The sequence below is a fragment of the Mesorhizobium sp. genome, assembly GCF_004963255.1.
Lineage (GTDB): Bacteria > Pseudomonadota > Alphaproteobacteria > Rhizobiales > Rhizobiaceae > Mesorhizobium.
In genome coordinates, this window is the sequence record NZ_SUGA01000070.1 from 1 (window position 1) to 11,391 (window position 11,391).

An 11,391-nucleotide genomic window follows, 5' to 3' on the forward strand; every position below is an offset into this window, starting at 1 on the left:
CCTCATGGGCGCGGCATGCAGGATTAACCGAGCCCAGCCGGTCATGAGTGCGGCCTTGCCGGGTCGGGCGATAGGCAGTCATGCCCTGCCCTTCCTGCGGGTCAAGCACTCCGAAAAAACATTTCCCCCATAAATGCTAGATCTTCCGTTGCCTTTTCGCGTCACAGGCCGTCAAACGCCCGGCCGTTCACAACAGTGATCCGGCAAGTGTTTGGCTGCGCGAGACGATGCTGCAGGGAGTCGTCCTGCATGGCACTTCGCTATGATGCTGCGGTGCCGTCTAACGGCGCCTCGTGCTTGAACGCACTGAACGGCCACCGCGATCAAAATCGATGGTTCGAGGACCGTTGATCATCACCCCGCCAGCCTCGATCTTGTTTGCCGCCACGAGAGCGACACAGAGACTGCTGGTGAAGATGCCCGCCTGCCCGCTATGTTCCGGATGGTTGACCATCCCGGATGGACCCATCGAGGGTGTCAAGGCGAGCATGAGCACAGGCGCGAACAGTTCACGGGCAGGCGCGACGGTGGCCGCAAAGCAACGTCGCGCCAGCATGCGATCTCAGCAGGATCGGCACCATCCTGTCAGGGAGCAATGCGAGTGGCTGGCTTAGCCGCTGCGACGCTGCCCGGCATCGCATCAATTGATCTGGCGCCTTAAATGCAGGAAGGCTTCGCGGCCGGTACGAGGCGCATCCCTCCTCCGAAGCAGCACGCCCAAGTATCATCACAAGCCCCGAGCGCCCGCGTTCGGCGATGTCCAATTTCCGACAATGTCGGAATACAGTCAGATCTGCTGGATTGACTTTAAATGGTTTTCTCATTTGGCACAGCGCATGCTGGTTATCCGGAAACACGTGACCGACCAACAAGAAGTCGCATGACACAACCGAAGCCATCCATGTCTGACGGGCTGCCCAGGATACCTACTGCGACCGCGCTTGCCCGGTGACGACCGCTCCGGCTCCGCCCGTTACCGACGAGGCAAAGTGACGGATTTCCTGCGTTTCAACGACATGGAGGTGGTTGTCATTCCCGCTGGGGGACAGACTCGGCCTGTTCAAGGCATTGCGCGAAGGCGGCAAGATGACGGCCACCCGTGCGCGAACTCAAGGAGCGCAGCCTGTATCGTGTATCAGGCAAATAGGCCGTCGGTCAGTGACCTTGACACAGGGGACATGCGCAAGGTCCTGAAGTTTGATGCAGCGATAGAAGGGTGCCAATGACAACAATAGCTTACAGGAACGGAACCATGGCTGGCGACGGCCGAGCCTTGGGTTTTGACTCAGTATCCGTCGGTGAGAAAACGAAGGTGTTTCGCTTATGCGACGGCACACTCATCGGCGTTTCCTCTTCGTCCTTGGGTATTCCAAAGGCCGTTCGAGACTGGGTTGAGAAGGGCATGGATGTTTCTGATATTCCTGTGCCGCGCAACGACGACAATTTTGAATTTGAGGCGCTGATAGTGCGCAAAAATGGGGAAGCCGTATTGTTGGACGGCAATTGGCTGCCAAGTGATCCCGTGAAAGGTGAATATTATGCCATCGGGAGCGGCAAGCAGTATGCTTTGGCCGCGCTGGTTTTGGGCAAGTCAGCTAAGGAAAGCGTCGAAGTTGCCGCGAAACTCGACGTTTGGACTGGTGGCACAGTCACTGCCATAACTCACTAAACCCGCCTTTCGGCGGGAGTGTGACAGTGCGAGCGTGGAAGTAGGGCGCCACCCCGGGGCACGTCGAGCCCTGTCATGTGAGCTGGTCCATAAGCGCGCGAAAGCGTCCAGTTGTGGCCAAAAGCACGATTTGCGACAGAACCGGCCCGCTTCTATGAGTATGGGCCGCTTTTTGCGGCCAGCGTGCTTGCCATCCTGCCGCCAGTGGCCGTCGCCTTCTTCTTCCAAGGTTACCTCGTCATGAAGTAGAGCACCACGATCTTGTCGGAGAGATCGGAAGGCGGACGGCCCTTCCGTCCGCGTCGGCCAGTTCGAAAGGCGGCGCGGCCTGCTCGTCGATCGCCTGGAAGAACCTCTCCGCGCTGTCCCTCATCTTGTCGAGATCGGCGCCCGGATGGTGGGCCAGCGCGGAGGTCCCGAGGATCAGCGCCAGAAATTGAATCGCAAGCGACGGTTTCGCTTTCATGGACAATGCATTCCGGTTGGGGGCGTTCGAGGGCTCCGCGGCTAGGATTGGTCTCACTGTGTCTGCTCCCGCTCCCGGCGGCTCATCTGCCTGATAGGCGCGTTCCCGCTCGGGCCATGTGCTTTTGATGAAGGCCAGAACGGCCCGGATCTCCTCGTCGGTGAGGACATTCCCGAAGCCCGGCATGTCGCTCTGGTAGCCGCCGCCGACGACCGCGGCCGGTCCCGGCGCCGGCATGCGTCCCGAAGGCAGCGGGCTTTCCAATCGCGCTGACCTTCGCCTGGCTAAAACCGTCTTGCCTAGCGCTATCGCCGCGGCCGGGGCGCGGCCATCCGGTTGGCGAGCCAAGGCAATGTCCAGACCAATCCGAGGCCTGCCGCGGCCACGCATCGATAAGAGGACCGACGCCCTTCTCCTTTGCCGCCGCTGGAGAACAGGTATTTGATCAGCGCGGCCGTCCCGAGGACGAGCACGACGACGACAAGCAGCCACACCAGGCCCGTGCCGAACATCATCATGCCGCTCATGCATTCCATCATCGAAGCCTCCTATTCCGTGGCGTAGATGCCGCCGGTCGCGTCAGACTTTCGGATTTCGAGAATCTCGAAGGGCGCTTCCTTCGTGCCACTCATGCCGGGGGAGCCCATCGGCATGCCGGGCAGCGTCATGCCCTTTGATGTCGGGCCGCTCGGTCAAGAGCTTGTTGACCGTGCCGACCGGCACATGGCCGCTCACCACATAGCCGTCGATGAACGAGAGAAGGCAGCCATCGGCTTCCGGCGGAATGCCCTCTTCGCGGCTCATGGCGAAAAGGTCGTGAGTCGGCCTTGACGGTGATTCCTGGAAGGCCGATTCCAAGGCGAGCTGGCTTGAAGGCCGCGGTCCGGATGGTCGACTAGGCAGCTTGGTTCCACGATCGCAATGCTTGATCGCTTCATTGCAGGCCATGGGCTCTCGCCCCCTCCTTTTGCCACACGAGGCGCCAGCTCACGTGTTGTTGTTGGCGTGCGCCCCGGCAACCGCTTTCACCAGCCGCTCCAGCGATCCCGCGCGCTCCAGCTCCGCAAAGAATGATGCGGCGTGACGCTACCCAGCCGGTGCTTCTCGGCCTTCCAATTAAACTGTCTCGACGAAAGAGCCGTCTCCGTTGCTCCGGTCTCGGTGTTGAGTTCTCTAAGGCTGCGCCACACCTTGGTCCCCACGCCGGCAAATGATCTCACTATGCAGCCCGTGCTCGCACGCTCTCAAACTAATTACCGCTGCTGCAACACGCCGCCTGGCGGCCTGCACCGAAAAGCCGACAGGGGTGCATCTGAATAGCCGTGAACCCAGGTCTCAAAGACCATCCGGCGCGACGAGCGGACGCACCGCACGTGTGACACCCGCCTTGTGGGGCAGGGTTGCCTTTCTCAATCCCGGCGTTGGTCGGCGTCCCAATGAGCAGCAAGCTATTATCGGCCGCCGAATCTTAGTGGCTTCGTCGAGAGCCTCAATCAACCAAGCGGCGAAAGCCCCGCTAGAGTCTCCGCCCGCCTGTCGCTATGAAGCAGTTGCAGCCAGCGCTGCTTCAGGCGCATGAACTCGCCCGATGCAATGATTTCCGTCGCCCTGGGTCTTTCGAAGGGCACTGTTTCTATTCCCTTCTTCTTCGGCGCGCGGCTTGATGCCGACATACGGTTTCTTGACCTGCCGCCTGAACTGGCTGCCGAAGCGGGTGCCCCGCCAGCGACCCCGACAATCCCCTGTTCCGCAACTGCTGAAGAGCCGACTGCGCTCGCATCCCGATATTGCGCAACGGCACTATGCCGACATTCTGGAGACCGCAGCCGCATGAGCCTCGAGATGTTCCGCCGACCGTCGACAAAGGCGTCCTCTCGCCTGCGTCCGCCATTTGTCAGTGCTCGATCTGATTGGGGAGACGCCGGTCGTCGAACTGAAGAGATTCGATACCGGCAGGTGTCGTCGCTTCGTCAAGATCGAAAGCCAGAATCCCGGCGGATCGATCAAGGATCGCATTGCGTTGTCGATGATCGTTAATGCCGAACAGCGTGGCACGCGCGGGGCGGTACAATCATCGAAGCGACCGCTGGCAACACAGGGCTCGGCCTGGCCATCTGGCGGCACGAAGCGCGTGATCGCGTGTCCAAAAGCTGACAGCGTCAGACAAATGTCAGGTTCATTACAACCAACATCTGGGCACTGACGAGGTTTTTCGAAGCAATGGGCGCTAACTGCGCGCTGAGCGCGTTGGCATGGCTTTTGAGACTGAGTGACTGTGACTGCACTCAATGGGGCAAGACGAGCGATGCGCTCCTCCCTGAACCCGTGTGCCGTCTCTGAGAGGAAACCAGCTCGTGCAGAAACCTTTGGAAATAGCTTTGGACCGCAACGTGGTATTGCAGATGGAGTCCCCGGCTCCTTCGATTAGAGTCGAGAACTGGCTGCATGGCGAGCCCCTCACGAGCTTTGAGCCCGGCAAGTGTACATAGTCGAATTTTGGGCAACTTGGTGCGGCCCATGTGTGGACGGGATGCCCCATCTGATCCAGCTGCAGGGCGTCGCCAGGCGCACCATCTGGACAGCAGGAACTGGACTATGGGCAAGGTAACAGGCTTTCTCGAAATCGACCGGCAGGTGCACAAGTACCAGCCGGCCTCCGACCGCATCCGGCATTTCCGCGAATTCACGCTGCCGATGTCCGACAAAGAGGTCGAGAAACAGGCCGCGCGCTGCATGGATTGCGGCATTCCGTTCTGCCATGGGCCGACGGGCTGCCCGATCCACAACCAGATCCCGGACTGGAACGACCTCGTCTACAATGGCGACTGGGACAATGCGATCCGCAACCTGCATTCGACCAACAATTTCCCGGAGTTCACCGGCCGCATCTGCCCCGCACCTTGCGAGGAAGCCTGCACGCTGAACCTCGAGGACATCCCCGTCGCCATCAAGACGGTCGAGCAGGCGATCGCCGACAAGGCTTACGAGACCGGCCATATCAGGCCCTATCCGCCGGAGAAGAAGACCGGCAAGCGCGTCGCCGTCATCGGCTCCGGCCCGGCCGGCATGTCGGCTGCCCAGCAGCTCGGCCGCGCCGGCCACGACGTCCATGTCTATGAGCGCGAGAGCCGGCCCGGCGGGTTGATGCGTTACGGCATTCCCGACTTCAAGATCGAGAAGCACTATATCGACCGGCGCATCGAGCAGATGCAGGGCGAGGGCGTCACCTTCCATTGCGGCGTCAATGTCGGCGTCGACAAGCCGGTTGCCGAGCTGCTCGCCGAACATGACGCCGTGCTTTATTGCGGCGGTTCCGAAACGCCGCGCGCGGCCGGCATTCCCGGCGACGATCTCGGCGGCGTGCATGACGCGATGCCCTATCTGGTGCAGCAGAACAGGCGTGTCGGCGGCGAACCGATCCAGTCGGTGGCGTGGCCGTCGCATCCGATCCTCGCCGGCGGCCAGCATGTCGTCGTCGTCGGCGGCGGCGACACTGCCTCCGACTGCGTCGGCACCGCCTTCCGCCAGGGCGCGGTGCGCGTCACCCAGCTCGACATCCGGCCGCAGCCGCCGGAAAAGGAAGACAAGCTGTCGGTCTGGCCATACTGGGCGACCAAGATGCGCACGTCATCCTCGCAGGCCGAAGGCGCCGAGCGCGAATTCCAGGTGGCGACGCTTGAATTCATCGGCGAAAACGGCCAGCTGACCGGGGTCAAATGCTGCGAAGTCGACGAAAAGCGCAAGCCGATCGCCGGCACCGAATTCGTCATCCGCGCCGATCTCGCGTTCATCGCCATCGGCTTTGCCGGGCCAGCCGCTCGCGGGCCGGTGTCGGAACTGGCCGGCCAGATGAAGATCGCCATTGACAGCCGCCGCTCGAAGAATGTCGAGGCCAATGACCGGGACTACAGGACCAGCGTCGAAAAGCTCTATGCGGCGGGCGACGTGCGGCGCGGCCAGTCGCTGGTCGTCTGGGCGATCCGCGAGGGCCGCCAGGCGGCGCGCGCCATCGATGAGGCGCTGATGGGATCGAGCGTGCTGCCGCGCTGAGTCCGTCTCGAGACCCTACTTGTGCGGCCACCTGAAGGCGCTTTCCGCCCTTCCGCTGCCCCGGGCAGCTTACGGACTGATCGCCGTGGTCGTTTCGGTTGTGGCCCCGGCCGCAGGCTGCCGCCTTGGCGGCCAAGAAAAATCGTCGGCGCGGCCGGGCGCAGCAGCGGGCGCCTTGCCCTCGACGACGAATTTTTCACCGGGCCCGTCCGGCTTGGCCGGCGCTGCGGCACCGAGAAGTTCCGAACCGCCGTCGAGTGCCGGTGATTGCGAGTCGGCGTCGGTAGCCGGGTCGGCGGCCTCAGTCTTTTCCTTCGAGGGTGGACTACGTTACTGGCCAGTACCGGCAACGCATCGAAGGAACTTTACAATCATAAAGGTACGTCACTGGTCTCGCGGCTCACCTATGACGATCTAGACGCGCATTCGAGTCCACAATCCGACTGGCATTTTCGTAAAGGCCTCCTCGGTGCGGGCGGCATCAGGGAGGATTTTCTCATGACGAGGACTTCTTACGGAAATGGGGGGCTACTCAAACACATTCAGTGATCAGCGCGGGGGCGGCGTCAGCTATTTCACCGCCGATCTTGGATATAATTTCTTGAACTCACCGCGCTACCGCATCGGTGCTTTTGTTGGCAACAATTTCTGGCACGAGAGCTACGATGCTTTCGGTTGCACGCAGCAGGCGACCAACTGGGGAACCTGTGTGCCAACCGTCCCACCTACGTCAACCTCTCAGCCAGGACAACGATTGGCATTCGCTGCGACTCGGCTTGGCCGGGCAGACGCAACTCACCGAGCGACTCAGCCTTTCTGGTGACGTGGCGTTCCTCTTCACGCGGCTCGACGGCAAAGAGCAGCACCACATGCGCCCAAGATCAAGCTAATTCCCGAAGACGGCGATGGGCATGGCGTCCAGCTCGAGGCGGTGTTGCGGCCGTGGCGAATAACGGCACCGCTCATTTCGAAGAGGCAATGGGCGGTCGTGGTTCCCCGCAGGCCGACGATTGGAAGGCAAAGCGCTACGGCGTTTTCGTGCAGGCTAGCATCAAGTTCAACTGAGAGAGCAAGAACCGAGGAGAGCGGCGATGCCACTCCAGCTCATTACGATCATTGGATCAACAGAAGGAAGTTTTCCGAAGAGTTTTGCAAGCGTGCGCAAAGTCGCCAGACAAAGTTCTCTCGGTCCATAGTGTACGTGCCGTCACGCCCGTTCTCGACATGGTTGAATGATACGTCCCGCGCGATCGATCAAAGTCGTTTTTCATTGGTTTTCCGGAAATCGCGGGGAGCACAGCGTGCTGTGACCCTCGCCTGCTGGTTTTCTGTCAACGCGCAGATGAGGGAGAATGAGCGTACAGCAAAAATCATCAGTGCTGTCGCTTTCGCCAAAGCCCGCCGCAGCTAAACGGGGTCCCACGCCCGGTAGCGCCCCCTGCCGGTCACCTCACGGATGCCGAGTTCGGCACCAGCCCGAGCGCAGCGCGCTGGCTAATTTTCTGCTCGGCCGCGACCAGACCTGCCGACACCAGCGGCCGCGCCAGCACCAGCTCGATCAGCGCCGGCAGGCTCGAGTTTTTGCGCCGGTTCCTGAGCCGGCGCTCCATCTGGCTTTTGGCCAGCGCCTGGATGATTGCAAGGCTGAAACAGTCGATGGAACGCCCCTCCAGCGAAGCCGAACCGGACGAGGCGCGCGCGCCAGGTCCTTCGGCTGCCATCGGCACGCTGGGTTTAAGTGCTTGGGGTGACACGGCGTGATCTCCGCCGTTGGCGGGAACAGGGCAGTGCAATAGTACTGCCCTGTTCCTTTTGATCAGAGGCCAGTGCGGATTTCTTCGGCAAGCGCCCTCAACGTCGTCTCGACGTCATCGCCGTTTACCATCTTCTGCATCGCCACGGCCCATGCGTTCATGGCTTCGCCGAAGCCGACACGCGGTGTGAAAGCCAGCGCGGCTTGGTCCTGTATCTTTTTGAAGCTGTCAACGAAGTTGTTGAACTCGGGCTGCGAAGCGTACTTAGTCCAGGTGTCGTCTGCCAGGTCGACGTGCGCGGCGGATTGACGAGCTGGCCAGCAAGGGCACCCTTGAGCGCCACCTGCTTGGAGGTGGCCCACGGGATGAACAGCCAGGCCGTGCCCTTCTTTTCGGAAGCCGCGTTCATGGCGAGAGCCCAGATCCAGATGTCAGACTCCAAGCTCGTGGCGCTCGGTGCGTGCAGCGGCGGAGCGAAGGCGATCTTGCCGGATGCCGGCTTCCCCGCAACATCGTTCCAGAAGCCGAACATATTTGAGTCGATCGTCATCGCGCTGCGGCCGGACGCGAAGGAAGGAGCCGCGCACTTCTTGATCATGTCCACGTAATGTAGTCGTATCCAGCATCGGTAAGCTTCCAATCGCTCAGGTATTTGTCCAGCGGCTCCAGGGCGCCACTCGGAGCGAGGTCCTACGCGGGCTGAATGCCAGTGCCGAACACATCCCATGCTGGCGACTTCGTCGTCAGTTGGATCGTCATCTTGTTCCAGTAAGAATCGTCTGGGTAGAGTTCCGGCGTGACCTTGATGCCGGGTCAGCTTCTCGAACTCCGGAAATTGCGCAGCGAGAGCATCCGCATAGGGGTGGATGTCGTAGGCCCAAGTTATGCTGGTCCCTTCGAATTGACGCCAGTTCACGGTGTCGGCAGCGGCCGAATTAGTGAGCGATGCCGAGACGGCAAAAAACGCCAAGTCAAAAGCAAGCTGTTTGCGAAGCGACGCGCACCTGTAACGAGTACGGGGAATGAGCGACCCATGTAATCCTCCCTGGGGCATTTTGCCAATTTTTGGGTCCACTCCTCCATCCCGAGTTCGCTCATAGCCACAATAAGCGGTTTCCAACGAGCTCGCTCTGAATGCACCAGGCCAACTGGGTAAAAACGGGTAACCGGCACTAAAAGGCGTTGTAGTATCGCCACCAGAAATACTGCTCCGTGGTGCTGGCCTTTGCCTGGGGGCGCAACACGGCAACTACCCGCTCAAAACGGTTGGTCCTCTACCTCTTATTCACCGTCGCTTTCCTCGCGGCCTAACCCGGCCGGAATATCCGTTGCCAGAAAAAGGCCTCGCGGCCGGTTCGAGGCTCATCCCTCCTCCGAAGCAGCACGCTCAAGTATCGTCACAAGCCCCGAGCGCTTCGCGTTCGGCGATGTCCAAATTCCGACAATGTCGGATACAGTCAGATCTACTGGATTGCGTTTGAATGGTTTTCTCATTTGGCACAGTACATGCGGGTCATCCGCAAAACACGTGACCGACCAACAAGAGTTCGCATGATCACCTTACCACAACATACAGCCGCCGCGGAACAATCACTTGGCCCCTGATCGCCCACCCCGGCACCACAACCGGAGTCATCGATGTTCTGACAGGCTGCCCAAGGATACCTGCTGCAACAGGGCTTGCCCTGGTGACGACCACTCCGGCTCCGCCGGTTACCGACGAGGGCAAAGTGACGGATTTCCTGCTTTTCAACGGCATGGAGGTGGCTGTCATTCCCGACCACCGCGCCGGTCGTCACCCATATGGTCTGGTGCAGGATCGGCAGCGCGGAATGAGCCGCCGGGGATATCTGCATGTCTTCGAGCATCTGATGCTCAAGGCGCCTCATGACGAGCACGGCTCCGTCGCCTGGAGAGATTGAACCCAAAGGGAGATTCAGATGTCTGAAGCGAATCAGGAAAAGTTGGACGCATTCTTGGGGAAAATGGTCGGCGATCTCGGTGCGATCGCAACGGGCGCGGGAGTCCTGCTGGGGGACAGACTCGGCCTGTTCAAGGCATTGCGCGAAGGCGGCAAGATGACGGCCGCCGAACTTTCGACACGCACCGGCACCCAGGAACGCCTCGTAAGGGAATGGCTTTCCGGGCAGGCGGCGGCGGGTTACGTCGACTACGATGAAGCGAGCGACAAATTCTATCTCAACGCCGAGCAAGAGCTGGTGTTCGCTGATGAAGACAGCCCGGCCTTCATGGCAGGCGCATTCGAGTTCCTGTCCGCGCTGTGGCTCGATGAAGAAAAGGTGAGGCAGGCATTCCAGTCCGGCAAGGGCGTCGGGTGGCACGATCATAGCGCGTGTCTGTTTCGCGGTACGGAACGGTTCTTCCGTCCAGGCTACAATGCCAATCTGATCGACTCCTGGCTGCCGGCCTTGGAGGGCGTCGTCGAGAAGCTCGAACGCGGCGTGGACGTCGCGGATGTTGGATGCGGTCATGGTGCATCGACCGTGCTCATGGCACAGGCCTTCCCCAATTCGCGCTTCGTCGGCTTCGACTATCATGCCCCTTCGATTGAGCGCGCCCGCAAGGCGGCCGAGGTAGCCGGCGTCGGCGTTAACACGCGGTTCGACGTGGCGGCCGCCAAGAGCTATCCCGGAACCTATGACCTCGTCACATTCTTCGATTGCCTTCACGACATGGGCGACCCGACGGGCGCCGCCACCCATGTCCACGGATCGCTCAAGCCGGACGGCACGTGGATGATCGTCGAGCCGTTCGCGCATGATCATCTGGCGGCGAACCTCAATCCCGTCGGCCGCGTTTACTATGCCGCTTCCACTTTCGTGTGCACGCCCGCATCCGTGTCGCAGGAAGTCGGGCTCGCGCTTGGAGCCCAGGCCGGTGAGGCGAGGCTGCGCAAGGTTGTGACCGGCGGCGGCTTCAAGCGATTGCGTCGCGCCGCGGAGACACCGTTCAACATGGTGCTGGAGGCCCGCCCTTAGCGTGGCCGTCGCCAGAAATTGCAGCTCATCGCATTTGATGAAGATCACCGCCAAAAATCCGGACGCATCGGGCACATTTTCAAGGCGTCTGGGTTCACGCAGAGGTCGCTGCCGAGTTGTGTGCCAAGAGTCCCATACGTTGCGGCTCAGAAAGGACCCCACGCACGGCGACGAACATGCCCATAGCGATGGCCGCTATAATCACATATGTCCACCATGGCGCGTTCACAAAGCTGGTAAGCCACGTCGCACCGAACGCGCTTACGACAAAAACGAGAGCCTCGATAAAAAGACTGAGCCTGTACACATTCAGTCGTCTCATCCTCATACCACCCATCCAAAGACTGAGCTTGTTGCGCTACTGCGACAGAGCCTAACATATTGGAGAGTGCTCACTAGTCGACCGTGAACAATCCGAGCCCTAAGCGGCGACCGGCTTCGGCCGGATTTGAA

Annotated in this window: 8 protein-coding genes and 6 pseudogenes; 7 read left to right on the top strand and 7 right to left on the bottom strand. The window is 60.7% G+C overall.

Features of this window, described 5'->3' with window-relative positions; genetic code table 11:
* Positions 1-280: 280 nt before the first annotated feature.
* Positions 281-556, bottom strand: coding sequence for a hypothetical protein (locus tag E5X34_RS32095; protein ID WP_063169403.1), 276 nt, complete (start codon positions 554-556; stop codon positions 281-283).
* A gap of 696 nt (positions 557-1,252) precedes the next feature.
* On the opposite strand from E5X34_RS32095, the gene E5X34_RS32100 reads away from it, so the two are divergent.
* Positions 1,253-1,669 carry a hypothetical protein gene (locus E5X34_RS32100; protein ID WP_063169404.1) on the top strand — a complete coding sequence of 139 codons (417 nt, stop codon included), beginning with the start codon at positions 1,253-1,255 and terminating at the stop codon, positions 1,667-1,669.
* 238 nt (positions 1,670-1,907) lie between these two features.
* Here E5X34_RS32100 and E5X34_RS32980 read toward each other — a convergent pair whose 3' ends face one another.
* From E5X34_RS32980 to E5X34_RS32120, 3 genes and pseudogenes are all read right to left on the bottom strand, one after another.
* Positions 1,908-2,399 carry a cytochrome c gene (locus E5X34_RS32980; RefSeq protein ID WP_244514239.1) on the bottom strand — a complete coding sequence of 164 codons (492 nt, stop codon included), beginning with the start codon at positions 2,397-2,399 and terminating at the stop codon, positions 1,908-1,910.
* Positions 2,400-2,440: 41 nt separating this feature from the next.
* Positions 2,441-2,674, bottom strand: a complete 234-nt coding sequence (locus E5X34_RS32115; RefSeq protein ID WP_127312611.1) for a hypothetical protein — start codon at positions 2,672-2,674, stop codon at positions 2,441-2,443.
* A gap of 9 nt (positions 2,675-2,683) precedes the next feature.
* A pseudogene (locus E5X34_RS32120) lies at positions 2,684-2,963 on the bottom strand (DUF411 domain-containing protein); the annotation flags it as partial.
* 801 nt (positions 2,964-3,764) lie between these two features.
* Between E5X34_RS32120 and E5X34_RS32125 the strand changes: the two are divergent.
* The 4 genes and pseudogenes from E5X34_RS32125 to E5X34_RS32140 form a co-directional block, all read left to right on the top strand.
* Positions 3,765-3,969, top strand: a pseudogene (locus E5X34_RS32125) (isopenicillin N synthase family oxygenase); the annotation flags it as partial.
* Between the two features lie 8 nt (positions 3,970-3,977).
* Positions 3,978-4,247: pseudogene (locus E5X34_RS32130) on the top strand (pyridoxal-phosphate dependent enzyme); the annotation flags it as partial.
* A gap of 278 nt (positions 4,248-4,525) precedes the next feature.
* Positions 4,526-4,689 (top strand): annotated as a pseudogene (locus E5X34_RS32135) (thioredoxin domain-containing protein); the annotation flags it as partial.
* Positions 4,690-4,730: 41 nt separating this feature from the next.
* Positions 4,731-6,185, top strand: coding sequence for a glutamate synthase subunit beta (locus tag E5X34_RS32140; protein ID WP_063169408.1), 1,455 nt, complete (start codon positions 4,731-4,733; stop codon positions 6,183-6,185).
* 69 nt (positions 6,186-6,254) lie between these two features.
* On the opposite strand, the pseudogene E5X34_RS32145 reads toward E5X34_RS32140, so the two are convergent.
* The 3 genes and pseudogenes from E5X34_RS32145 to E5X34_RS32155 form a co-directional block, all read right to left on the bottom strand.
* A pseudogene (locus E5X34_RS32145) lies at positions 6,255-6,449 on the bottom strand (DUF459 domain-containing protein); the annotation flags it as partial.
* A 1,181-nt stretch (positions 6,450-7,630) separates the two neighbouring features.
* Positions 7,631-7,939, bottom strand: a complete 309-nt coding sequence (locus E5X34_RS32150; protein WP_292573161.1) for a helix-turn-helix domain-containing protein — start codon at positions 7,937-7,939, stop codon at positions 7,631-7,633.
* A gap of 157 nt (positions 7,940-8,096) precedes the next feature.
* Positions 8,097-8,543: an extracellular solute-binding protein gene (locus E5X34_RS32155; RefSeq protein ID WP_236383562.1), complete on the bottom strand. Its 447-nt coding sequence runs from the start codon at positions 8,541-8,543 to the stop codon at positions 8,097-8,099.
* 1,057 nt (positions 8,544-9,600) lie between these two features.
* On the opposite strand from E5X34_RS32155, the pseudogene E5X34_RS32160 reads away from it, so the two are divergent.
* Together E5X34_RS32160 and E5X34_RS32165 are read left to right on the top strand one after the other, a co-directional pair.
* Positions 9,601-9,822, top strand: a pseudogene (locus tag E5X34_RS32160) (insulinase family protein); the annotation flags it as partial.
* A 57-nt stretch (positions 9,823-9,879) separates the two neighbouring features.
* Positions 9,880-10,938, top strand: a complete 1,059-nt coding sequence (locus tag E5X34_RS32165) for a class I SAM-dependent methyltransferase (protein WP_024504268.1) — start codon at positions 9,880-9,882, stop codon at positions 10,936-10,938.
* The last annotated feature ends 453 nt before the right edge of the window (positions 10,939-11,391 follow it).